Raw genomic sequence first — 22,223 nt, forward strand, 5'->3', positions numbered from 1 at the left:
ATCCGGCGCGGCCGCTCTTTCCAGCACAGCAGAGACATCCCGTGAATTCTCCCTCCCTCGACGCATTCCTGGCCGGCGTAGCCCGGCGCGACCCCGGCCAACCCGAATTTCTGCAGGCCGTGAAAGAAGTCATGGTGACGCTTTGGCCGTTTGTCGAGCGTCACCCGCGCTATGCCGACCAGGCGCTGCTCGAGCGCCTGGTCGAACCCGAGCGTGTGATCCAGTTCCGCGTGGCGTGGACCGACGACCAGAACCGCGTGCAGGTCAATCGCGCGTTCCGCGTGCAGCACAGCTCGGCCATCGGTCCGTTCAAGGGCGGCATGCGCTTTCACCCGACGGTGAACCTGTCGGTGCTGAAGTTCCTCGGCTTCGAGCAGACCTTCAAGAACGCGCTGACCACGTTGCCGATGGGCGGTGGCAAGGGCGGTTCGGACTTCGACCCGAAGGGCAAGTCGGACGCCGAGGTGATGCGCTTCTGCCAGGCTCTGGTGACCGAGCTGTTCCGCCACCTGGGTCCGGACACTGACATCCCTGCCGGCGACATCGGCGTGGGTGCGCGCGAAGTCGGCTTCATGGCCGGCATGATGAAGAAGTTGTCGAACCAGTCTGCCTGCGTGTTCACGGGCAAGGGCCTGGCGTACGGCGGCAGCCTGATGCGCCCGGAAGCCACCGGCTACGGCACGGTGTACTTCGCGCAGGAAATGCTTCACCGCCGCGGCATGGGCTTCGACGGCCTGCGCGTGCTGATTTCCGGCTCGGGCAACGTTGCGCAGTACGGCGCTGAAAAGGCCATCGAACTGGGTGCGAAGGTGCTGACGCTGTCGGACTCCGGCGGCGTGCTGCATTACCCGCAGGGCATGACCACCGAACAGCTCGCCGAAGTCATGGCGTTCAAGAACGAAGAGCGCGGGCGCTTGTCCGACTTCGCCGCGCGCCACGGCCTGACGTTCGAGGCAGGCCGCACGCCGTGGCATGTGCCCGCCGATGTGGCGCTGCCGTGCGCGACGCAGAACGAACTCGACGGCAACGACGCTGAAACGCTGCTCGGCAATGGCGTGATTTGCGTGGCGGAAGGCGCGAACATGCCTTCCACGCTGGAGGCCGTGGATCGCTTCGTCGACGCGAAGATCCTCTACGCGCCGGGCAAGGCCAGCAACGCCGGCGGCGTGGCCACGTCGGGTCTGGAAATGTCGCAGAACGCCATGCGGCTGTCGTGGCACCACGCGGAGGTCGACGAGAAGCTGCACGCGATCATGAAGGATATCCACCAGAACTGTATTCACCATGGCCAGAAGGACGGAGGCTATGTGAACTACGTGGAAGGCGCGAATATCGCGGGGTTTGTGAAGGTTGCGGATGCGATGCTGGCGCAAGGGGTGATTTGAGCTTGGCGTTCCTGGCGGGCGCCGCATTTTTTTGTGGCGTCGCCGGCTGGGGCTCCATCCTTGGCAATGGATGGTTTGTCGCTCTTGGCATGCGCTGCTGTTTCGCCGGCGTAGCCGGCGACCTACTTTCTTGTCCGAGCGACAAGAAAGTAGGCAAAGAAACGCGTTTACTTGCCCTAACGGGCGAATATTGATCGTAGCGTGCGAAGAATTTCGTACGGGTATTCGCTTCAGAGACTGCCCGGCTGCCTGCCGCGTGGTGCGCGTCCGTCTGCAGGCTCTCGGGCAATGACTGAACGAGCCCCGAACCTGTCCGTGGCCCGACACTGCCCGCGCTGTCGCATCATCGCCTTCGGCTGCTGCGCGGCTCAGTAGTCGGTTGGTCGGGGGCATCATCGGCGCCAGTGCCGGTGCTTCCGTTTCTTCTCTTCCCTTTCTTTTCCTTTCCTTCCCTCGGTTTTCACTGAGTGCGCCGCAGCCGTAGGCATCCTTCCGATGGCGTGGTTAGGAGGGAGCCGCCTGGTAATCCGGATTCGCTGGGGGATAACCCGACTCACCACTCCCCACCCCTTCAAGCTATCATCCCCCTCGACAGGCCCGCGCCTGTCAAAAAACAAGCGGCTCCGGACTACCCTCCGACGCCGTGCGACATCGCAGGAGAGACCGGCTCGCCGCCAAGGCGGGTCCGGCGCCGACGGAGCAACCGCCCCGGAAACTCTCAGGCACCGAGGACTGTGGCGTCGCAAGTACAGATCTGGAGAGAGGCGCTACGGCGCCCACCGAAGGGGACGGCATGGTCATCGGCCATGTCCAAGCTCTCAGGTACCACGGACAGATGGGGCAGGGGACCGGCAACGGTCGAATTCATCCTTGCTTCAGGACAATCTGTCATGTCTCACATGCTCGTCATCGGCGCCGGCATTACCGGCGTCACGACCGCCTATACCCTCGCGAAACAGGGCTATCGCGTCACCGTGCTGGACCGTCACCACTATCCTGCGATGGAAACCTCGTTCGCCAACGGCGGCCAGCTTTCCGCCTGCAACGCGGAGGTCTGGAACAACGCCGGCACGCTGCTCAAGGGCTTCAAATGGATGATGCGGCGCGACGCGCCGCTGCTGCTCAATCCGCGTCCGTCGTGGCACAAGTATTCGTGGCTCGGTGAATTCGTCGGCAACCTCCGCAACTACCGCGCCAATACCATCGCGACCACGCGCCTGGCCATCGCCGCGCGCCAGCACCTGTTCGACATGGCCGAGCGCGAGCAGATCGATTTCAACCTGGAGCGCCGCGGCATCCTGCACTTCTATCACGATCGCCCCAGCTTCGAGGCCGCGGGCCGCACCAACCAGATGCTGGTGCAAGGCGGCCTGGAGCGCTACGCCGTCACGCCGGAAGAGATCCGCTCGATCGAGCCGACGCTGCAGGGCCATTACTACGGCGGCTACTTCACGCCATCCGATTCCACCGGCGACATCCACAAGTTCACGCGCGGCCTGGCGCGCGCATGCGAACGGCTTGGCGTGACGTTTCTGCAGGGCGTCGACGTGAAGGCCGTGGACCTGCGTTCCGACGGCGTCACGATGCGCCTGGGCGCATCGGAAGCCGCCATCGCTTCGGGGCAGGATGGCGGCGAACGCGAAATCAAGGGAACCGCCGTGGTGGTCTGCGCCGGCGTGGGCAGCCGCCATATCGCCGCGATGCTGGGCGACCGCCTCAACGTCTATCCGGTCAAGGGCTATTCGATCACCGTGCATCTCGATGACGCGCGTAGCGTGAACAACGCTCCGTATGTCAGCCTGCTCGACGAGAGCGCCAAGATCGTGACCAGCCGGCTGGGCGCGGACCGTTTCCGCGTGGCCGGCACCGCCGAGTTCAACGGCGACAACCGCGATATCCGGGCGGACCGCATCGCACCACTGGTGTCATGGGTGCGGCGCAATTTCGATATCGAGACTTCGCGTTCCGTGCCGTGGGCGGGCCTGCGGCCGATGATGCCCGACATGATGCCGCGGGTCGCGCGCGGCCGCGCCACGCGCGTGTTCTACAACACGGGACACGGGCATCTGGGCTGGACGCTCTCCGCCGCCACGGCCGCGATGATCGGCCAGACCATCGCCGCGAGCCATCCGGTGCACTGAGCGCGCTCAGTCTTTGTTGCCGTTATCCGAGCGGCGGGGCCGCGCCAGCCGCTTCGCCGCGCTCGGCCCGGCGCTGCACCACCGCTAGCCCTCCACGCGACCGGCAGCCTTGGCCCACCCCGTCCATTCAACCGCGTGCACGGCGTTTCCGGTCGATGAGCGTCTGCACATCGTCCATCACCTGACCGTGCGCGATCGCAGGGCCCGCATCGGCCAGCGCTTGCTGCACCTTGGCGCGGAACCAGGCGTCGTAGGTTGCCGGATCGGTGGTCAGGCCGGCTGGCAAACCGCCTTCCTTGGCGATGCGGGTCAGCAGAATGCGAACCGCATCAGACAGCGTCAAGCCAACGCTGGCGAGGTTTTGCGTCGCTTGCGCCTTGAGTTCATCATCCACTCGGATGTGCAGCATCGAGGTATGCGCCATAGCCATCTCCTGTTTCGTGACTTCCATTATGCATCTCAATTGAGATGCAACCAAGGGCGCGGTACCGCTTGACTCCAGGGACGGTTACTCAGTCCCCAGCCACGCCGCCCGGCGCCATGCGCCCGGCCGCGCGGTGCGCCACCAGCTTCTTGTAGAACGCCGCGCGGCTGATGCCGATGGCCGCGGCCGCGCGCGGCGCGTTGCCGCGGCTGGCAGCCAGCGCCTGTGTCAGGAATGCGGCCTCGTACTGCGCCATGGCATCGGCGTAGCCCTGCGGCGCCGGCGGCAGCAACGGCGCTGCCGTGTCCGTCACCACCGGCTGCCTGGCGGGCGCCGGAGCCGGTGCCGTGACCGCGCGCCGGCCAAGCAGCGGCGCCAGCATCGATGCATCGACCTCGCCGCCGTCGTGCATCATCACCAGCCGTTCCAGCGTGTTGCGCAGTTCACGGACATTGCCCGGCCAGTCGTGCTCGCCCATCAGCGCGAGCGCGGAGTCGGACAGCACCGGCGCATCGCGTTCGGTGCGCCGGCAGATTTCTTCCAGGATCGCGTAGGCCAGCGGCAGCAGGTCCGCCTGGCGCAGGCGCAGCGGCGGCAGGCAGATCGGCACGACATTGAGCCGGTAATAGAGATCCGCCCGGAACTTGCCCGCCTCGACCAGCGCGGACAGGTCGGCCGATGTCGCGGCAATGATGCGCACGTCCGAGCGGATGATGCGGTTCGAGCCGATCGGTTCGATCTCCTTGTCCTGCAGCGCGCGCAGCAGCTTGCCCTGCAGAGAGAGCGGCATGTCGCCGATCTCGTCGAGGAACAGCGTGCCGCCATCGGCCAGCTCGAACTTGCCGACACGTCCCTTGCGCTCCGCGCCGGTATAGGCGCCGGGCGCGGCGCCGAAGAATTCCACTTCCAGCAGCGCGTCCGGAATCGCCGCGACGTTGACGGTGACCAGTGGGCGGTCGGCGCGCAGCGACCCGGCATGAATGGCGTGGGCCAGCAGTTCCTTGCCCGTGCCGGTTTCTCCAAGCAGCAAGACCGGCGCATCGACCTGCGCCGCGCGGCGTGCCAGGCGCTTGAGCTCCAGCGTGGCGGGCGAATTGCCGACGAAGCTCGCGAAGGTGTACTTGGCGCGGCGGGTCTGCTCCAGCGTGCGCCGCGTGGCGGCCAGTTCGTCGCGGGCGCGCGTGTAGTGCGACAGCAGCGGCGTCAGGGCCTTGAGTTCGTCGAACAGGGCGAAGCCCACCGCGCCCACGGTGTTGCCTTCGTCGTCCTTGATCGGCAGGCGCATCACGATCATCGGCTCGCGCGCGGCCTCCATGATGTCGAGCAGGATCGGCTTGCCCGTGGCCGCCACCTCGCGCAGCAGGCTGTTGGGAATGACCCGCTCGCAGTCGAGCCCGATCGCGTCCCGCGGATCGGCAAAGCCAAAGCGCGCCGCATAACGCTTGTTGATCCACACCACGCGGCCCTGCACATCAACCACGATCGTGCCCTCGCTGAAATTCTCGAACGTGCGGAACAGCGATTCCATCGCGCGGCGAGCCACGGAATCGTAGTTGCCCAGTACGTTGTCTCCGGCTTCGCTCAGTGTTTCCATTTCTTCTTCTCGATTTGGAGACGAATAGTCTCACAATGGAGCATTTTTCGTCCGGCATTTCTGCTTTGTCTCCAAATCAAGACTGGCGAGGTTCTAATTGCCATCAAAATGACGTAAAAGATAATTTTTATCCACTTTGTTTCCTTGGCATGTTCCCTGCAATGTCAAGCCGTCCCGGATGCGCGGACCCGTGCCGCGTTGCCTGCCACAGATGTAAGTGACTGGGCGCCGTCGGGTGCCGGAGCCTATATTTCCCCAGACCAAGAACAAACTCGCGGAGACTTCATGTCCTTTGTGATCGTCGTTGCTGCTTTAGCCTTCCTGATGCTTGCCGCCTACCGCGGCTACAGCGTCATCCTGTTTGCCCCGCTGGCGGCGCTTGGCGCCGTGCTGCTGACCGAGCCGTCGGCGGTGGCGCCGGCCTTTACCGGCATCTTCATGGAGAAGATGGTCGGCTTCGTGAAGCTGTACTTCCCCGTGTTCCTGCTCGGCGCCGTGTTCGGCAAGGTAATCGAGCTGTCCGGCTACTCGCGCTCGATCGTCGCGGCCGCCATCCGCTACATCGGCAGCTCGCGCGCGAACGCGGTCATCGTCGCCGTCTGCGCGCTGCTGACCTATGGCGGCGTGTCGCTGTTCGTGGTCGTGTTCGCGGTCTATCCGTTCGCGGCCGAGCTGTACCGGCAGAGCAATATCCCCAAGCGGCTGATGCCGGGCGCGATCGCGCTGGGCGCGTTCTCGTTCACGATGGATTCGCTGCCCGGTACGCCGCAGATCCAGAACATCATCCCGACCACCTTCTTCAAGACCACCGCCTGGGCGGCGCCGGTGCTGGGCGTGGCTGGTGCGCTGTTCATCATCGTGGTGGGCCTGAGCTACCTCGAATGGCGCCGCCGCGCCGCGATGGCCAAGGGCGAGGGCTATGGCACGGCGCTGCTGAACGAGCCGGAACCGGTGGAAACGGCACAGTTGCCCAACCCGCTGCTGGCGCTGGCGCCGCTGGTGCTGGTGGGCGTGGCCAACTTCGTGCTGACGCGGATGATCCCGCAGTGGTACGGCGCGACCAGCTCGCTGGAGCTGCCGGGGCTGGCCAAGCCCGTGAGCATCACGACTGCCTCCGTGGTCGCGATCTGGGCCGTGGAAGGCGCGTTGCTGCTGGGCATCCTGCTGGTGGTGGTGACCGCGTTCGGCACCGTGCGCCAGCGCTTTGCCGAAGGCAGCAAGACCGCCGTGGGCGGCGCGCTGCTGGCGGCCATGAACACCGCATCGGAATACGGCTTCGGCGGCGTGATCGCGGCGCTGCCGGGCTTCCTGGTGGTGGGCGACGCGCTGCGCGCGATTCCGAATCCGCTGGTCAACGCGGCGGTGTCGGTGAGTGCGTTGGCCGGCATCACCGGTTCGGCGTCGGGCGGCATGAGCATTGCGTTGGCCGCCATGGGCGACACCTTCATCCAGAGCGCGCAGGCAGCGGGCATTCCACTGGAGGTGCTGCACCGCGTGGTGTCGATGGCCAGCGGCGGCATGGATACGTTGCCGCACAACGGCGCGGTGATCACGCTGCTGGCCGTGACAGGCCTGACGCACCGCGAGTCCTACCGCGACATCTTCGCCGTCACCATGATCAAGACGCTGGCGGTGTTTTTCGTCATCCTGGTCTACTACATGACCGGCCTGGTCTGACCGCTTCTTGCGCGAATGGGGAAGGGGGGCATGCCAGACACCCCGGCACCCCTCCGCCTTTCAAGCCATCTGCCCAATCGTCTTCCGAAACCGATTCAACGCGCCACGGTCGCCAGGAAGATGCCCATTGCCGTGGTGGCGAACAGGTGCAGCGCCACGCCCGCCATGAACAGCAGCATCGAGCCGTCGATGGGCACATGCAGCGCGCCGCGCACCACGAACACCAGCGACAGCATGGCCGCCGCCATCACCACCATGCCCATCGACCATGGCCGTCGCGAAGGGTCCGCGCTCAGGTCGACTTCGGCTTGAGCAGGCTACCGGCTTCCTGCAGGTTCTGCTGCGCGCGGTTGCCGATCACGGCCATGGCGTCGGCCTGGGACTTGCGCGCCATCTCGGCCAGTTCGCGCATGTTTTCCAGCGCCTGATGCAGGGCCTGCTGCACGAACTCGTTCTGGCGGCTCATGGCTTCGGCAGGATTGCCGCCGGTGTTCATCTGCTGCGCGGCCGACTGGATCTGCTGCATGGCCTGGCCGAAGATCTCGGCCTGCTTCTGCATCATCGCCTGCATGCCTTCATAAGCGAGCTTGTTGGCCTCGCCAAGGGCCTCGATGTCCTTGCGCCGTGCTTCCATCACGGCGCCCATGTCCATGCCGGGAAGCTGGAACTGCTCGAGCATCCTGGTGAAATCCGCGAAGGGGTTGGGAGGGGTATTCATTCGGTCACTCCTTGTCATCGGGGGGAAATCGGAGGTGGTTCATGCGGCCTGTCTGTGATTACTCTAGGTGGTGGAGGGGGCGGCCCGCAAGGAGCGGGAAGGGGCCGCACCGGCCATTCGCGTGGTTTTCAGGTGCACCCCTCCGTCGCCGGGTATTCGAGAAAACCCTAAAGTTTGGGCCTGCCGCTGCCGTTCCCGTCCATAGCCCGCCATGACATGGCGGGTCACGAGAGCGAAAGGCGGCGTTCGCGCGCCCGCACTTCGCCTTATCGAAGTCCAGAAGTCCAGATCAGGTAGAAGCGAACAATGAAGAATTTCGGAATCGGGGTACGCCTTGGCGTAGGTTTTGGCGTGGTGCTGGTGCTTTGCGCGTTGATGTCCGCCTTTGGCATCCTGCGCCTGCAGCAGGTGGCGGAGCGCACGCATGACATGATGCAGCAGCCGCTGACCAAGGAGCGGCTGGTCAGCGACTGGTACCGCCTGATGCATACCAGCGTGCGCCGCACCACGGCGGTGGCCAAGAGCGCCGATCCGTCGCTCGGCGCGTTCTTCGCCAGGGAAACCAAGGCATCGCTCGAAGGCATCGCGGCGCTGCGCGACAAGATGCAGCCGATGCTGACGTCCGAGGCCGAGAAAGCCGCGTTCCGGAAGATCCTGGAAGTGCGCGAACCGTACAACGTCTCGCGCGACAAGATCACCAAACTCAAGCAGGACGGCGATACCGAGGGCGCCAACGAAGTGCTGGAAAAAGAGTTCGTGCCGGCAGGCGATGCCTACCTGGCCGAGATCCAGAAGCTGCTCGACATCCAGCGCACCAGCATCGACGCCACGGCTGCCGAGATCAACACGATCTACACCAACGCCCGCAACAGCCTTGTCGTACTGGCCGTGCTGGTGCTGGCCATCGGCATCGCGTTCGCGGTGTGGCTCACGCGCGGCATCATCCGGCCGCTCGGCCATGCGGTCGATATCGCGCGCACGGTGGCGTCGGGCGACCTGACCAGCCGCATCCGCGTGGACAGCCAGGACGAGACCGGCCAGTTGCTCAACGCGCTGGGCGAGATGAACACCAATATCCTGCGCATCGTGCGTGATGTGCGCACCGGCACCGAAGCCATTGCCTCGGGCACCAGCCAGATCGCAGTGGGCAACACGGACCTGTCGCAGCGTACCGAAGAGCAAGCGTCCTCGCTGCAGCAGACCGCGGCCAGCATGGAAGAGCTGACCAGCATCGTGCGCCAGAACGCGGACAACGCCAGGCAGGCCAGCTCGCTGGCGGTGAACGCCTCGGAGATCGCGGCCAAGGGCGGCGATGTGGCCGACAAGGTGGCCGAGACCATGGAAGAGATCAACGGCGCGTCGAGGAAGGTGGTCGACATCATCGCGGTGATCGAGGGCATTGCGTTCCAGACCAATATCCTGGCGCTGAACGCCGCGGTGGAAGCCGCGCGCGCCGGCGAGCAGGGCCGCGGCTTTGCCGTGGTGGCGGGCGAGGTGCGCAGCCTGGCCCAGCGCAGCGCCACCGCCGCCAAGGAGATCAAGTCGCTGATCGGCGATTCGGTGGATCGCGTGGAAAAGGGCTCGGCGCTGGTGGCGCAGTCGGGCCAGACCATGCTGGAGATCGTCGAGGCGGTCAAGCGCGTGACCGACATTATGGGCGAGATCAGCGCCGCGTCGGCCGAGCAGAGCGCCGGCATCGAGCAGGTCAACCAGGCCGTGACGCAGATGGATTCGGTCACGCAGCAGAACGCCGCGCTGGTGGAACAGGCTGCTGCGGCGGCCGGCTCGCTGGAAGAGCAGGCACAGCGGCTGAAGCAGGCGGTGGCTACGTTCCGTATTGCGGCCTGAGGCGGCCGGATTGATTGCTCCCCGCTCCCATTTATGGGAGCGGGGAGCAATCACACAGGCGTGTCCGCTTCTTCGGCAACCAGGGCCGGCAATACCGAGCCCACCACTTACCGCGCCTTCAAAAACTCGCCCACCTCCAGCACCACCAGCTCGTTATCATCCGCACGATTCGGTTCACGGCTGCTGGAGAACGGCAGGTTGTTGTCATTGCCCACGACGATGTGGGTGGCATCCACGACATCCACGTTCTCGATCGTGAAGAACGGGAACGCCAGCACGCCATCGGTCAGCGGCTTGCGCGCCAGGTGGTTCGGGTCGGCCATGCGCAGCAGGTCGATATAGCCGATCTTGCGCACTGGCGCGCCGGCGTTGGCGTCGGTCAGCTCGATCTTGTAGACGCGCTTGAACTTCGCCACGTCATCAAAGCAGTCGGTGCGCTTCTGGCCCGCGGGGCAGGCCTTGTCGGGCGTGCCTTCGCCGTTGTCGCGCTCGATGACGAGGCCGGTGGTGGCGTCGATCATGTTGAAGTCGCCGATCGCATGATGGCCGGCTTCCAGCACGTATTTCCAGTGGCGTCCGGTCCAGGCGCGTTGCTTCACGTCGAATTCCAGCACGCGCAGATAGGGCTTGCCGTCTTCGGTTTCATAGCCGCGGCTGGCTTCGTTCCACAGCGCGCCTTCAAGCAGCGCGTACAGCTTGCTGCCATCCGGCGATGACGCCATGCCTTCGAAGCCCTTCGAGCGGCGTACCTCGAACTTCACCGTGCCGTCGGGCGCGCCCGGCGTGGTCAGGGCCGGATGGTCGGGGGAGCGTACGACCTTGCCATCCACCCGCGTGTCGAACACCGCCAGCACCTTGCCATTCAGGTCGGCCTCGATCAGGAACGGGCCGAACTCGTCACCGATCCACAGCGAGCCGCCGGCGAACTGGAAGCTCTCGGTGTCGAAATCCCCACCGGTCAGGTAGCGTGCCCTGGTGCCCTCATGCACGATGCGGAACGGCACCTTCTTGTCCGGGTCGTGCAGGAACACGGTCTTCAGGCGCTGAAACCTGCCGCTCGCGAAATCGACCTTGTAGTGGTTCAGGTACAGCATGAAGTCCGGCGAGTTGGCCTTGGCGCCCGCGCCGTTGTCGGTCAGCACCCAGAAGGTGCCGTCGGCCATGCGCTTGATGCCGGAGTGGCCCTGCGCAGGCTGGCCGCGGAACGGCAGCGACACGCCGGTCGGCCGGCCGTTCGACTTGCCCTCTACGGTGCCGGGGGCATCGGCGCGCTGTGCGGTGGTGAACTTGCCGCTGAGCTGCAGGTCGGCCGGCGCGTCTTTCGGCACAGGCAGGTAGCTCTGGGCTGGCAGCACAGCATGGCCGGCGAGCGTGGCGGGGTAGGCGGTCTGCGCCTGCAGCGACGGCGACAGCGCAAGGCAGGCCAGCGTGATGGCGCTGGCCAGGGCGGTTTGACGGAACATTGGGCGGGCTCCTTGCCGGACTTGTCGTTCAGCGCGGCACCCGCCGCACTGGCAAAAGCGCCCATTCTGGCCGTCGAGTTTGACAAATTTGTGATGCCGCCGCCTCTGGTGTCCGACCGTTCTGCTTCTATTTCCCGCCGTAGCGGCCCACCACGCTGGCGCCGCCGCGCGCATGCCCCTTCAGTGCTGCCATGAGTTCGTCGCGCGTCAGGCCCGCGGGCAGCGCACCTGGCTTCAGATCGGTCGCGACCACCGTCACGATGTAATGGTGCGGGACATCGCCAGGGGGCGGGCAAGGTCCCCGGTATGCGGCCTCGCCGGCAATGTTCTTGCCGACGGTGATGCCCGGGCCATCTTTCTGCCCCTCGCCCTGCTGGAGGTGGCCGCGGTCTGCCGCGATGTTGTAGGCGACCCAGTGCGAGACCCCCAGGCCCATCGCGCCATCGGGGTCGAACATGAAGATCGCCACGGAGCGCGTGCCTGGCGGCAATCCGGACCACGCGATCGGGGGCGATACGCCCTGGCCGCCGCAGTCTGGCTGGCCGCCACCATGTGCCGGGGGAATGACGGCGTTTTCGGAGAATGCGCTCGATGACACGGTCATCGGTGCTGCGCTGGCGATCGATGCGTACGCCAGACAGAGTGCCGCCGAGACCGAAAACAGTAATGGTTTTGCTTTCATGGAACGATCCTTTTCGAGGTTGCCGGGTCAGGCTGAACCACTGCGCCTGATTCCACGGTAGGTCGGAATCCCGGGGATGCCTAGCCTCCGGCACCCCGGTTACGGCCCGCGACCGTGAAGGGATCGCGCCAGCCAGTGACGCGCAAGCCTGCCACTAGCGGGCGGCCTCGGCATGGCTGCCCGCGCCAAAGCGCTTGCGCAGGGGGCGATTCGCGTTGGCGAGGTGGCCTTCGGACACTTCGACCACATCGCGCAGGTAGTCTTCGCTGGCATCGAGCAGGGCCGCGTACATAGCGCGGCACAGGTCGCGCGCGGTGCGGCCCGGCCAGTCCGCGGGCAGCAGCTGCTCCGGCAGGTTCGGGTCGCGCAGCAGCACGCGGCGGTATTCGTGCAGCAGCAGCGTGCGCACGAAAAACGCGTCCGCCGGCGCCATGCTGTGTGCGTCGGCCAGCACCGGCGAGAAGCGGCGCAGCAGCGCCTGCCACGCGGACGCCACGTCGCCAAGCTTGAAAGTCTGGTGCATCAGCGTCTGCAGCGGACGAATCGAGAACGCCTCGATGCTGGCGGCTTCCATGACGGCAACGAAGTCCTGCGCCTGCGCGGCACGGATGATCTCGCGCAGCGAGCCCGCATCGGCATTCGGATGCGCATACACGCCAGGCGCAATCGCGCCGAAGCCCTCCCACAGCAGTTCGCGCTTGAGCCGCTGGCGGATCGTCGCGCGCGCGTCGCCGCGCACCAATGCCAGCGTCCAGCGGCCGTCCCAGTCGGGCGCGTCGCCGGCATAGATGCGCTTGCCGGCATGAACGCAGCGCTGCAAGCCGGCCTCAGACAAGCCGTAGTAGCTGCGCCGCCCGATGCGCGTGGCATCGAGCCAGTCATCGGCCGTCAGCCGGAACGTCGCCGTGCGCACCAGGCGGTCATTGATGCCGAATGGCGCGGCCAGGCGGATCAGGCTGCCCAGCCATAACGCTTGCGGCCGCGGCGCCACTACGTCGCCGAACAGCGTCACGAGCATGGAATTGGCGCCAAGCTTGAGGCCACGCGCGAGCCGCGCAACTTGCGGCGAAACGGGATCCATCTCCGGTCGGGTGGTCATGCGCGCACCTTGAAGTGATACACAAACGTCGATTGTTTGAATCAAATTGTATCACTATGATCCACTGCAACCGAATGATTTGACGCAGGTCAAGACCCTACAGATCGGAGTACGGCATGTACGCACAGTTGGTGGAAACCGGGGCAACCAGGCTCCGCGCGATGGAAGAGATGGACCCGCAGGAACGCGAGTTCCAGGCGCGCGTGGACGCCGGCATCAAGATCGAAGCCAAGGACTGGATGCCCGAGGCTTACCGCAAGACCCTGATCCGCCAGATCTCGCAGCACGCGCATTCCGAGATCGTCGGGCAGCTGCCGGAAGGCAACTGGGTCACGCGTGCGCCGACGCTGGAACGCAAGGCCGTGCTGCTGGCCAAGATCCAGGACGAAGCGGGCCATGGCCTCTACCTGTACAGCGCCGCAGAAACGCTGGGCGTCTCCCGCGACGAACTGCTGGGCGACCTGCATTCCGGCAAGGCGAAGTATTCGAGCATCTTCAACTACCCGACGCTGAGCTGGGCGGATATCGGCGCCATCGGCTGGCTGGTCGATGGCTCGGCCATCATCAACCAGGTGCCGCTGTGCCGCTGCTCGTTCGGCCCCTATGCCCGCGCCATGGTGCGCGTGTGCAAGGAAGAGTCGTTCCACCAGCGCCAGGGCTACGACATCCTGCTCAAGCTGTGCCAGGGCACGCCCGAGCAGAAGCAGATGGCGCAGGACGCGCTGAACCGCTGGTGGTGGCCCGCGCTGATGATGTTCGGCCCATCCGATGCGGATTCGCCCAACAGCGCGCAATCGATGCAATGGCGCATCAAGCTGTTCTCCAATGACGAGCTGCGCCAGAAGATGGTGGACCAGACCGTGCCGCAGGCCGAGCACCTGGGCCTGACCGTTCCCGATCCGGACCTGAAGTGGAACGAGGAACGCGGCCACTACGATTTCGGCACGATCGACTGGGACGAGTTCTACAACGTCGTGCGCGGCAACGGCCCGTGCAACCGCGACCGCCTGCGCACGCGCGTCAAGGCGTGGGACGACGGCGCCTGGTTCCGCGAAGCGCTGGTAGCGCACGCCGACAAGCAAGAGCGCGCCGCCGCCTGAGCATTCCGGCGCCACGCGCCGCGAATTGATAACCCCCCCGCAAACCTGACAGGAGAGTTGCCATGAAAGAGTGGCCGCTTTGGGAGATCTTTATCCGCAGCCAGCACGGCCTGGCCCACAAGCACGTGGGCAGCCTGCACGCGCCGGACGGCGAAATGGCGATCAACCATGCGCGTGACGTCTACACGCGCCGCAACGAAGGCGTGAGCGTCTGGGTGGTGAAGGCCGCCGACGTGGTCGCCAGCAGCCCCGGCGACAAGGGCCCGTTGTTCGAGCCCGCCAACAGCAAGGTCTACCGTCACCCCACCTTCTTCCCGATGCCGGAAGAGGTCAAGCACATCTGATTTCCAGGCGCGAGGACGCATCACCATGGACCCACACAAGTTCGAATACCTGCAGCGCCTGGGCGATACCACGCTGGTGCTCGGCCAGCGCCTGTCGGAATGGTGCGGCCGCGGCCCCGCGCTGGAAGAAGACATCGCGCTCACCAACGTGGCGCTGGACCTGATCGGGCAGACCCGCCTGTGGCTCGGCTACGCCGCCGAAGCGGAAGGCGCGGGCCGCAGCGCCGACCAGCTTGCCTACCTGCGCGACGCCCACCAGTTCCGTAACCTGCTGCTGGTCGAGCAGCCCAACGGCAGCTACGCCGATACGCTGGCGCGCCAGTTCCTGTTCGACACGTGGCACTACTTCCTGCTGGAGCGGCTGCAGTATTCGACCGATGCACGCATTGCCGAGATCGCCGCCAAGTCGCTGAAGGAAGTGACCTACCACGTGCGCCGCAGCGCCGACCTGGTGGTGCGCCTGGGCGACGGCACCGAAGACAGCCACCGCCGCATGCAGGACGCCATCAACGACCTGTGGATGTTCACCGGCGAGCTGTTCGAGTCGGACGCAGTGGATTCAGAACTGGTCGCACAGGGCGTTGCGGTGGACCCTGGCACGCTGGTCGAGCCGTGGCTGCGCCACGTGAGCGAGGTGCTGGAAGACGCCACGCTGCGCCTCCCGGCGGGCGGATGGTCGCAGACCGGTGGCCGCCAGGGGCGCCATACCGAACACCTCGGCTACCTGCTGGCTGAAATGCAATTCCTGCAGCGCGCCTATCCCGGCGCGCAATGGTGAGCGCCATGACCGCGCAAGTGCTGGAACGCGCCAGCGTAGCGCAGGTCTGGGCCTGGATCGAGCAGGTGCCGGACCCGGAGATCCCCGTGATCTCCGTGGTGGACCTGGGCATCGTCCGCGACGTGGCGTGGATGGAAGAGACCTGCGTGATCACCATCACGCCGACTTACTCGGGTTGTCCGGCCATGACGGTGATCCGCGACGATATCGAGCGCGTGCTGGCCGCACAAGGCGTTGGCCACGTTCGCGTGCAGACGCGCCTGGCGCCGGCCTGGACCACCGACTGGATGAGCGCGCGCGGCAAGGCCAGCCTGTCCGGCTACGGCATTGCGCCGCCTGCGCAGCAGGTGGTCGACATCAGCGGCATCAGCCGCAAGGCGTCGCCGTCGCTGGTGGTGGCGTGCCCGCACTGCGGCTCGCGCCACACGCGCCTGGTCAGCCAGTTCGGCTCGACCGCCTGCAAGGCCCTGTACCGCTGCGGCGATTGCAAGGAACCGTTCGACTACTTCAAGGCCCATTGAGCCGCATTGAGCCAGGAGCCCGAAATGAGCAAATTCCATGAACTGACCGTCGCCAGCGTGTCGCGCGAAACGCGCGATGCCGTGGCGGTGACTTTCGCCGTGCCGGACGATCTGGCCGATACCTACCGCTACGTGCAGGGCCAGCACCTGACGCTGCGCGCCGGCATCGGTGGCGAGGACGTGCGCCGCTCGTACTCGATCTGCTCCGCGGTGCAGGACCGGCGCCTGCGCGTGGCCATCAAGCGCGTGGAGGGCGGCATGTTCTCCAATTGGGCCAACGATGCGCTGCAACCCGGCATGACGCTCGAAGTCATGCCGCCGTCCGGGCATTTCCACGTGCCGCTGTCGGCCACGCACAGCAAGCACTACGTGGCCTTCGCCGCGGGCAGCGGCATCACGCCGATGCTGTCGATCATCAAGACCACGCTGATGACGGAGCCGGACAGCCGCTTCACGCTGTTCTACGGCAACCGGGCATCGTCCTCGGTGCTGTTCAAGGAAGAACTCGAAGACCTGAAGGACAGCTACCTGGAGCGCTTCAACCTGGTCTTCGTACTGAGCCGCGAGCAGCTCGAAATCGACCTGTTCAACGGCCGCATCGACGGCGACAAGGTGCGTGCGCTGCTGCGCCACTGGGTGCGCCCGCACGACATCGACGTGGCCTTTATCTGCGGCCCGCACGCGATGATGGAAGAGGTCTCGCTGGCGCTGCAGGAAAGCGGCGTGGACAAGGCGCGCATCAAGCGCGAGCTGTTCGCCACCAGCATTCCCGCCGCGCGTCCGGCGGCCCATGCGCACAAGCAGGTGGGCCAGCAGCAGTGCGAGGTCACGGTGATCCAGGACGGTCGCACGCGCCAGTTCACGCTGGAGAAAAACAAGGAGACCATCCTCGACGCCGCGCTGGCGCAGGGCATCGAGCTGCCGTACTCGTGCAAGGGCGGCGTCTGCTCGACCTGCCGCTGCAAGCGCATCGAGGGCGAGGTCGACATGGATGTCAATTTCGCGCTGGAGGACTACGAAGTCGCGCGCGGCTTCATCCTGAGCTGCCAGAGCTACGCCGTCACCGACAAGCTGGTCATCGATTTCGACCAGGAAACCTGAAGCGCCTGAAGCACCTGAAGCACCTGAAGCACCTGAAGCGTTTCCCGGTCCCCACTCAAGCCATTCAAGAACCTGTTTTCCGGAGCAAGCCGTGTCCCATCCGTTTTTCACGCGTCACCAGGCCCTGCTGGACCAAGCCACCCAGGCGATTGCCGAGCGCGGCTACTGGAGCCCGTTTTCCGAATCGCCCAGCCCGAAGGCGTATGGCGAAACCGCCAACGCTGACGGCAAGGCCGCCTTCGAGGCGCGACTGAACAAGCTGTTCGCGCTGACGCAGCCGGGCACGGTCGGACAGGCCGGCAAGGAAGTCTCGCCGTACGGCCCGGAACTCGGGGTCACCTATCCCAAGCCCGACCTCGACCAGCTTTTCGCGGGCGTGGCGGAAGGCATGCCGGCGTGGCGAAAGGCCGGACCCGAGGCGTGGGCCGGCGTGTCGCTGGAGATCCTGCATCGCCTGAACCGCCGCAGCTTCGAGATTGCGTACTCGGTCATGCACACCACCGGGCAGGCCTTCATGATGGCGTTCCAGGCTGGCGGCCCGCACGCGCAGGACCGCGGCCTGGAAGCCGTGGCCTATGTGTGGGACGAGATGCGCCGTATCCCCAAACGTGCCGTGTGGGAAAAGCCGCAGGGCAAGAACGAGCCGCTGCGCATGGTGAAGCAGTACACCGTGGTGCCGCGCGGCGTGGGCCTGGTGATCGGCTGCTGCACGTTCCCGACCTGGAACGGCTATCCCGGCCTGTTCGCCAGCCTGGCTACCGGCAATGCCGTGGTGGTCAAGCCGCATCCGGGCGCCATCCTGCCGCTGGCGATCACCGTGGAAGTGGCGCGTGAAGTGCTGCAGGAAGCCGGCTTCGATCCGAACCTCGTCACGCTGGTGGCCAACGACCCGACCGAGCGCATGGCGTCGACGCTGGCGCTGCGCCCGGAAGTCCGCCTGATCGACTTTACCGGCAGCACCGCCAACGGCGACTGGCTGGAGCGCAATGCGCACCAGGCGCAGGTGTACACCGAGAAGGCGGGCGTGAACCAGATCGTCATCGACTCGACCAGCGACTTCAAGGGCATGGTGCGCAATATCGCGTTCTCGCTGGCGCTGTACTCGGGCCAGATGTGCACGGCGCCGCAGAATATCTATGTGCCGAAGGATGGCATCGATACGCCGGAAGGGCGCCTGAGCTTCGACCAGGTGGCCAGCGCCATCGGCGACGCCGTGGGCAAGCTCACGGGCGACGCCGCCAGGGCGGTGGAACTGCTGGGCGCGATCCAGAATGACGGCGTGGTGCAACGTATCGAGGCGTCGCGCACGCTGGGCGAAATCGTCATCGACAGCCGCGCGCTGCAGCATCCGGAGTTCCCTGGCGCCCGCATCCATACGCCGCTGGTGCTGAAGGTCGATGCCAGCGATGAAGGCAAGATCATGCAAGAACTGTTCGGCCCGATCTCTTTCATAGTCGCCACCAACGACACCGCGCACAGCATTGACGTGGCGCGCCGCGGCGCGAAGGAGCATGGCGCGCTGACGCTGTCCGCGTACACCACCGACGATAACGTAGCCGATGCCATCCGCGAGGCGGCCGAAGATGCCGGCGTGGCGCTGTCGCTCAACCTGACCGGCGGCGTGTTCGTCAACCAGTCGGCGGCGTTCAGCGATTTCCACGCCACCGGCGCCAACCCGGCCGCCAACGCGTCGCTGTCGGACGCGGCGTTCGTGGCCAACCGCTTCCGGGTGGTGCAGAGCCGCTCGCATATCTGATCCCTGCACGACGTACCGTAGTTCCTCGCGCCTGCCCCCATGCATGCGGCGCCACGATAACGATGGAGTAGACAATGGTTCAACGCACCCCCCACCCCGACGAGCTGGAGCCGATCGAGCGCGCCAGCCGCGATGAACTGCAGGCGCTGCAACTGGAACGGCTGAAATGGAGCGTGCGGCATGCCTATGACAACGTGCCGCACTACCGCAAGGCATTCGATGCGGCGGGCGTGCATCCGGACGACCTGAAGCAGCTGTCGGACCTGTCGAAGTTCCCGTTTCTGGGCAAGCAGGATTTGCGCGACAACTACCCGTTCGGCATGTTCGCCGTGCCGCGCGAGAAGGTGGCGCGCGTGCATGCATCCAGCGGGACGACCGGCAAGCCGACCGTGGTGGGCTACACCGCGCGCGACATCGACACCTGGGCCAGCGTTGTGGCGCGTTCCATCCGTGCGGCGGGCGGGCGCGCGGGCGACCTGGTGCACGTGAGCTATGGCTATGGCCTGTTTACGGGCGGGCTGGGCGCGCACTACGGCGCCGAGAAGGCCGGCTGCACGGTGATTCCTATGTCCGGCGGACAGACCGAAAAACAGGTACAGCTGATCCGCGAGTTCCAGCCGAACATCATCATGGTCACGCCGTCGTACATGCTGAACCTGATCGAGGAGATGATGCGACAGGGCATGGACCCGGCCGAAAGCTCGCTGAAGATCGGCATCTTCGGCGCCGAGCCGTGGACCGATGCGATGCGCGCGGAGATCGAGGCGCGCGCCGGCATCGATGCGGTGGATATCTACGGCTTGTCCGAAGTCATGGGTCCGGGCGTGGCGTGCGAATGCATCGAAAGCAAGGATGGCCCGGTCATCTGGGAAGACCATTTCTACGCGGAGATCATCGACCCGGTTACCGGTGAGGTGCTGCCCGACGGCGAGGAGGGCGAGCTGGTGTTCACCTCGCTGACCAAGGAAGCGCTGCCGGTCATCCGCTACCGCACGCGCGACCTGACGCGCCTGCTGCCGCCGACGTCGCGCTCGATGCGCCGCATCGGCAAGATCACGGGGCGTTCGGACGACATGCTGATCATCCGTGGCGTGAACGTGTTCCCGTCGCAGATCGAGGAACTGATCCTGAAGGCGCCGGCACTGGCGCCGCAGTACCAGCTGGTGGTGACGCGTGACGGCCATCTCGACAAGCTCGAAGTGCGTGTTGAAGCGCGCCCGCAGGCCGGCGGCCTCGGCAGCGATGACCGCGCAACGCTGGAGCGCGAACTCAAGGACCAGATCAAGACCTACGTGGGCGTGACCACGCGCGTGCAGGTGGTGGATGCCGAGGGCATCGAGCGCACCAGTACGGGCAAGGCGCGGCGCGTGCTGGACATGCGGCCGAAGGTCACGCATGAGCAGCCGGTCGGGGCGATCTGACAGGCCCGACCACATCAACCACGCAATGGTTTGCTCCCTCTCCTGCTTGCGGGAGAGGGGAGCAACCCGCGCACCACAGATTTCACTACGACGATGGCGCCCGCCAAGAGGCGCCACGCCGACCCTCGCGCCAAAGGAGACCGCATGGACGCGCAACGACTGGAGACCCTCCAGCAGCACCCCGACTTTATCCGGCTGGCCAGCAGGCGGGCTCGACTGGGCTGGTCGCTCACCGTGGTGATGCTGGCCATCTACTTCGGCTTCATCCTGGTGCTGGCCTTCGTGCCGGCAACGCTCGGCACCCCGTTTGGCGGCGGCGTCATGACGCTCGGCATCCCGGTCGGCGTGGGCATCATCGTCGCGGCCATCGTGCTCACCGCGGTCTATGTCCGCAAGGCCAACACCGAACTCGACCCGATCAACGAACGCCTGCGCAAGGAGTGCGAAGCATGAAGCCGATTCTCCGCAATCTGTCCATGGTCGCCATGGGCCTGGCCAGCGGCGCAGCGCTGGCCGCTCCGGCCATCCAGGGCGAAGTCACGCGCCGGCCACTGAACTGGAGCGCCATCGCGATGTTCACGCTGTTCGTGCTGTTCACGCTCGGCATCACGCGCTGGGCGGCGCGCCGCACGCGTTCGGCATCGGACTTCTATGCGGCCGGTGGTGGCCTGACCGGCTTCCAGAACGGCCTGGCGATTGCCGGCGACATGGTCTCGGCCGCATCGTTTCTCGGCATCTCGGCGATGATGTTCGACAAGGGCTACGACGGGCTGATCTATGCGCTCGGCGTGGTCGCCGGCTGGCCGATCATCCTGTTCATCGTTGCCGAGCGGCTGCGCAACCTGGGCCGCTATACCTTCGCCGACGTGGTGTCCTACCGGCTGTCGCAGAAGCCGGTGCGCATCACGGCCGCATTCGGCACGCTGACCGTCGTGATCATGTACCTGGTCGCGCAGATGGTCGGCGCCGGCAAGCTGATCGAACTGCTGTTCGGCACCAGCTATGAATCGGCCGTGGTCATCGTCGGCCTGCTGATGGTGCTGTACGTGCTGTTCGGCGGCATGCTGGCGACCACATGGGTCCAGATCATCAAGGCCGTGCTGCTACTGGGCGGGGTCACGTTCATGGCGGTCATGGTGCTGTCCCATTTTGGCTACAGCCCGGAAGCGATGTTCGCGGGGGCCGCGAAGGTGCATGAGAAGGGCCTGGCCATCCTGTCGCCGGGCGGTCTGGTGTCCAACCCGATCGATGCCATTTCGCTTGGCGTCGGCATGATGTTCGGCACGGCAGGCCTGCCACACATCCTGATGCGCTTCTTCACCGTGGCGGATGCGCGGGAAGCGCGCAAGTCCGTCCTGTATGCGACCGGCTTCATCGGCTACTTCTACGTGCTGATCCTGGTAGTTGGCTTTGGTGCCATCGTCATGGTCGGTGGCGATCCGGCGTACCGCGATGCGGCGGGCAAGCTGATTGGCGGCAGCAACATGGTGGCGGTGCATCTCGCCCATGCCATCGGCGGAGACTGGTTCCTCGGCTTTATCTCGGCCGTGGCGTTCGCAACCATTCTCGCCGTGGTGGCAGGCCTGGCGCTGTCGGGCGCGTCGGCGGTGTCGCACGACCTCTACGCCAATGTGTTCCGGCAAGGGCGTGCCAACGAGAAGGACGAGATCCGTGTCTCGAAGGCAGCCACCGTCGTGATCGGGCTCCTGGCGATGGTGCTGGGCGTGCTGTTCGAGAAGCAGAACATCGCGTTCCTGTCCGGGCTGGTGCTGGCGATCGCCGCATCGGTCAACTTCCCGGTGCTGTTCCTGTCGATGTTCTGGAAAGGACTGACTACCAAGGGCGCAGTGGCGGGCAGTCTCGCAGGGCTGGCGTCTGCGGTGGCACTGCTGGTGCTGGGGCCCACGGTGTGGGTGGGCCTGCTGCACCATGACAAGCCGGTCTTCCCATATGCCAACCCTGCGTTGTTCTCCATGACGCTGGCATTTGCCTGCGCATGGCTGGTGTCGGTGCTGGACAAGTCGGCGCAGGCTGCGGCGGAACGCCGTCGCTTCGGTGCGCAGTTTGTGCGGTCGATGACGGGGATTGGCGCGGCGGGGGCGTCACAACATTAAGCGGGAAGGGGCGTACGCACGTGCCAGCAACGCTGGCACGAATTGCAAAGTGGATGG

General features: G+C 65.7%; 21 protein-coding genes and 1 riboswitch. Of the genes, 14 read left to right on the top strand and 7 right to left on the bottom strand.

The features are described from left to right. Positions 1-41 precede the first annotated feature (41 nt). On the top strand, positions 42-1,385 hold the full coding sequence (gdhA, locus tag AC3FKH_RS16125) for an NADP-specific glutamate dehydrogenase (RefSeq protein WP_488676881.1): 1,344 nt from the start codon (positions 42-44) through the stop codon (positions 1,383-1,385). Between the two features lie 644 nt (positions 1,386-2,029). Next, positions 2,030-2,130, top strand: a riboswitch (glycine riboswitch). A gap of 145 nt (positions 2,131-2,275) precedes the next feature. Continuing rightward, positions 2,276-3,526, top strand: a complete 1,251-nt coding sequence (locus AC3FKH_RS16130; protein ID WP_488676882.1) for a D-amino acid dehydrogenase — start codon at positions 2,276-2,278, stop codon at positions 3,524-3,526. A gap of 127 nt (positions 3,527-3,653) precedes the next feature. Here AC3FKH_RS16130 and AC3FKH_RS16135 read toward each other — a convergent pair whose 3' ends face one another. Then, positions 3,654-3,950, bottom strand: coding sequence for a type II toxin-antitoxin system RelB/DinJ family antitoxin (locus AC3FKH_RS16135; protein WP_488676883.1), 297 nt, complete (start codon positions 3,948-3,950; stop codon positions 3,654-3,656). 88 nt (positions 3,951-4,038) lie between these two features. After that, positions 4,039-5,544 (bottom strand): sigma-54 interaction domain-containing protein, encoded by a 1,506-nt coding sequence (locus AC3FKH_RS16140; RefSeq protein ID WP_488676884.1) that lies wholly within the window; start codon positions 5,542-5,544, stop codon positions 4,039-4,041. A gap of 285 nt (positions 5,545-5,829) precedes the next feature. On the opposite strand from AC3FKH_RS16140, the gene AC3FKH_RS16145 reads away from it, so the two are divergent. Then, on the top strand, positions 5,830-7,221 hold the full coding sequence (locus AC3FKH_RS16145; RefSeq protein WP_488676885.1) for a GntP family permease: 1,392 nt from the start codon (positions 5,830-5,832) through the stop codon (positions 7,219-7,221). Positions 7,222-7,316: 95 nt separating this feature from the next. Here the strand turns inward: AC3FKH_RS16145 and AC3FKH_RS16150 are convergent, their stop codons facing one another. Next, positions 7,317-7,484 carry a hypothetical protein gene (locus AC3FKH_RS16150; RefSeq protein WP_488676886.1) on the bottom strand — a complete coding sequence of 56 codons (168 nt, stop codon included), beginning with the start codon at positions 7,482-7,484 and terminating at the stop codon, positions 7,317-7,319. 29 nt (positions 7,485-7,513) lie between these two features. Next, the gene (locus AC3FKH_RS16155) at positions 7,514-7,939 is read right to left on the bottom strand and encodes a phasin family protein (protein WP_488676887.1); all 426 of its coding nucleotides are present in this window, start codon (positions 7,937-7,939) and stop codon (positions 7,514-7,516) included. A 306-nt stretch (positions 7,940-8,245) separates the two neighbouring features. Between AC3FKH_RS16155 and AC3FKH_RS16160 the strand changes: the two genes are divergently transcribed. Further along, the gene (locus tag AC3FKH_RS16160) at positions 8,246-9,787 is read left to right on the top strand and encodes a methyl-accepting chemotaxis protein (protein WP_488676888.1); all 1,542 of its coding nucleotides are present in this window, start codon (positions 8,246-8,248) and stop codon (positions 9,785-9,787) included. A 107-nt stretch (positions 9,788-9,894) separates the two neighbouring features. On the opposite strand, the gene AC3FKH_RS16165 is transcribed toward AC3FKH_RS16160, so the two are convergent. Together AC3FKH_RS16165 and AC3FKH_RS16170 are read right to left on the bottom strand one after the other, a co-directional pair. After that, positions 9,895-11,250 carry an esterase-like activity of phytase family protein gene (locus AC3FKH_RS16165; protein WP_488676889.1) on the bottom strand — a complete coding sequence of 452 codons (1,356 nt, stop codon included), beginning with the start codon at positions 11,248-11,250 and terminating at the stop codon, positions 9,895-9,897. Positions 11,251-11,377: 127 nt separating this feature from the next. Then, the gene (locus AC3FKH_RS16170; protein WP_488677050.1) at positions 11,378-11,815 is read right to left on the bottom strand and encodes a YbhB/YbcL family Raf kinase inhibitor-like protein; all 438 of its coding nucleotides are present in this window, start codon (positions 11,813-11,815) and stop codon (positions 11,378-11,380) included. Between AC3FKH_RS16170 and AC3FKH_RS16175 the strand changes: the two genes are divergently transcribed. Next, positions 11,706-11,993, top strand: a complete 288-nt coding sequence (locus AC3FKH_RS16175) for a hypothetical protein (protein WP_488677062.1) — start codon at positions 11,706-11,708, stop codon at positions 11,991-11,993. The two genes, AC3FKH_RS16170 and AC3FKH_RS16175, sit on opposite strands and share 110 nt — an antisense overlap. Before the next feature lie 93 nt (positions 11,994-12,086). Here the strand turns inward: AC3FKH_RS16175 and paaX are convergent, their stop codons facing one another. Continuing rightward, positions 12,087-13,031, bottom strand: coding sequence for a phenylacetic acid degradation operon negative regulatory protein PaaX (paaX, locus tag AC3FKH_RS16180; RefSeq protein WP_488676890.1), 945 nt, complete (start codon positions 13,029-13,031; stop codon positions 12,087-12,089). 116 nt (positions 13,032-13,147) lie between these two features. On the opposite strand from paaX, the gene paaA reads away from it, so the two are divergent. The 9 genes from paaA to AC3FKH_RS16225 all read left to right on the top strand — a co-directional run bounded on the left by paaA (position 13,148) and on the right by AC3FKH_RS16225 (position 22,166). After that, complete coding sequence (gene paaA, locus AC3FKH_RS16185; RefSeq protein WP_488676891.1) at positions 13,148-14,131, top strand: 1,2-phenylacetyl-CoA epoxidase subunit PaaA; 984 nt, start codon at positions 13,148-13,150, stop codon at positions 14,129-14,131. A 62-nt stretch (positions 14,132-14,193) separates the two neighbouring features. Continuing rightward, complete coding sequence (paaB, locus tag AC3FKH_RS16190) at positions 14,194-14,475, top strand: 1,2-phenylacetyl-CoA epoxidase subunit PaaB (RefSeq protein ID WP_011299861.1); 282 nt, start codon at positions 14,194-14,196, stop codon at positions 14,473-14,475. Between the two features lie 25 nt (positions 14,476-14,500). Then, positions 14,501-15,253 (top strand): 1,2-phenylacetyl-CoA epoxidase subunit PaaC, encoded by a 753-nt coding sequence (gene paaC, locus AC3FKH_RS16195; RefSeq protein ID WP_488676892.1) that lies wholly within the window; start codon positions 14,501-14,503, stop codon positions 15,251-15,253. A 5-nt stretch (positions 15,254-15,258) separates the two neighbouring features. Continuing rightward, positions 15,259-15,774, top strand: coding sequence for a 1,2-phenylacetyl-CoA epoxidase subunit PaaD (gene paaD, locus AC3FKH_RS16200; RefSeq protein ID WP_488676893.1), 516 nt, complete (start codon positions 15,259-15,261; stop codon positions 15,772-15,774). Between the two features lie 24 nt (positions 15,775-15,798). Then, on the top strand, positions 15,799-16,875 hold the full coding sequence (gene paaE / locus AC3FKH_RS16205) for a 1,2-phenylacetyl-CoA epoxidase subunit PaaE (RefSeq protein WP_488676894.1): 1,077 nt from the start codon (positions 15,799-15,801) through the stop codon (positions 16,873-16,875). Positions 16,876-16,966: 91 nt separating this feature from the next. Beyond that, positions 16,967-18,631, top strand: coding sequence for a phenylacetic acid degradation protein PaaN (gene paaN, locus AC3FKH_RS16210; protein WP_488676895.1), 1,665 nt, complete (start codon positions 16,967-16,969; stop codon positions 18,629-18,631). A 74-nt stretch (positions 18,632-18,705) separates the two neighbouring features. Further along, on the top strand, positions 18,706-20,052 hold the full coding sequence (gene paaK, locus AC3FKH_RS16215) for a phenylacetate--CoA ligase PaaK (protein WP_488676896.1): 1,347 nt from the start codon (positions 18,706-18,708) through the stop codon (positions 20,050-20,052). Between the two features lie 144 nt (positions 20,053-20,196). After that, complete coding sequence (locus AC3FKH_RS16220; protein WP_488676897.1) at positions 20,197-20,505, top strand: DUF485 domain-containing protein; 309 nt, start codon at positions 20,197-20,199, stop codon at positions 20,503-20,505. Continuing rightward, entirely contained in the window at positions 20,502-22,166 is a 1,665-nt protein-coding gene (locus AC3FKH_RS16225; protein WP_488676898.1) for a cation acetate symporter, read from the top strand. Before AC3FKH_RS16220 ends, AC3FKH_RS16225 begins: the two co-directional genes overlap by 4 nt. The last annotated feature ends 57 nt before the right edge of the window (positions 22,167-22,223 follow it).

This window comes from Cupriavidus sp. 21MJTG02-4, assembly GCF_057798975.1.

What these genes read in the sequence shown, in the direction of transcription:
- AC3FKH_RS16130 (WP_488676882.1), top strand. Translation starts at nt 2,276, where the DNA reads ATGTCTCACATGCTCGTCATCGGCGCCGGCATTACCGGCGTCACGACC.
- AC3FKH_RS16135 (WP_488676883.1), bottom strand. Translation starts at nt 3,950, where the DNA reads ATGGCGCATACCTCGATGCTGCACATCCGAGTGGATGATGAACTCAAG.
- AC3FKH_RS16140 (WP_488676884.1), bottom strand. Translation starts at nt 5,544, where the DNA reads ATGGAAACACTGAGCGAAGCCGGAGACAACGTACTGGGCAACTACGAT.
- AC3FKH_RS16145 (WP_488676885.1), top strand. Translation starts at nt 5,830, where the DNA reads ATGTCCTTTGTGATCGTCGTTGCTGCTTTAGCCTTCCTGATGCTTGCC.
- AC3FKH_RS16150 (WP_488676886.1), bottom strand. Translation starts at nt 7,484, where the DNA reads ATGGGCATGGTGGTGATGGCGGCGGCCATGCTGTCGCTGGTGTTCGTG.
- AC3FKH_RS16155 (WP_488676887.1), bottom strand. Translation starts at nt 7,939, where the DNA reads ATGAATACCCCTCCCAACCCCTTCGCGGATTTCACCAGGATGCTCGAG.
- AC3FKH_RS16160 (WP_488676888.1), top strand. Translation starts at nt 8,246, where the DNA reads ATGAAGAATTTCGGAATCGGGGTACGCCTTGGCGTAGGTTTTGGCGTG.
- AC3FKH_RS16165 (WP_488676889.1), bottom strand. Translation starts at nt 11,250, where the DNA reads ATGTTCCGTCAAACCGCCCTGGCCAGCGCCATCACGCTGGCCTGCCTT.
- AC3FKH_RS16175 (WP_488677062.1), top strand. Translation starts at nt 11,706, where the DNA reads ATGAAGATCGCCACGGAGCGCGTGCCTGGCGGCAATCCGGACCACGCG.
- paaX (WP_488676890.1), bottom strand. Translation starts at nt 13,031, where the DNA reads ATGACCACCCGACCGGAGATGGATCCCGTTTCGCCGCAAGTTGCGCGG.
- paaA (WP_488676891.1), top strand. Translation starts at nt 13,148, where the DNA reads ATGTACGCACAGTTGGTGGAAACCGGGGCAACCAGGCTCCGCGCGATG.
- paaB (WP_011299861.1), top strand. Translation starts at nt 14,194, where the DNA reads ATGAAAGAGTGGCCGCTTTGGGAGATCTTTATCCGCAGCCAGCACGGC.
- paaC (WP_488676892.1), top strand. Translation starts at nt 14,501, where the DNA reads ATGGACCCACACAAGTTCGAATACCTGCAGCGCCTGGGCGATACCACG.
- paaD (WP_488676893.1), top strand. Translation starts at nt 15,259, where the DNA reads ATGACCGCGCAAGTGCTGGAACGCGCCAGCGTAGCGCAGGTCTGGGCC.
- paaE (WP_488676894.1), top strand. Translation starts at nt 15,799, where the DNA reads ATGAGCAAATTCCATGAACTGACCGTCGCCAGCGTGTCGCGCGAAACG.
- paaK (WP_488676896.1), top strand. Translation starts at nt 18,706, where the DNA reads ATGGTTCAACGCACCCCCCACCCCGACGAGCTGGAGCCGATCGAGCGC.
- AC3FKH_RS16220 (WP_488676897.1), top strand. Translation starts at nt 20,197, where the DNA reads ATGGACGCGCAACGACTGGAGACCCTCCAGCAGCACCCCGACTTTATC.
- AC3FKH_RS16225 (WP_488676898.1), top strand. Translation starts at nt 20,502, where the DNA reads ATGAAGCCGATTCTCCGCAATCTGTCCATGGTCGCCATGGGCCTGGCC.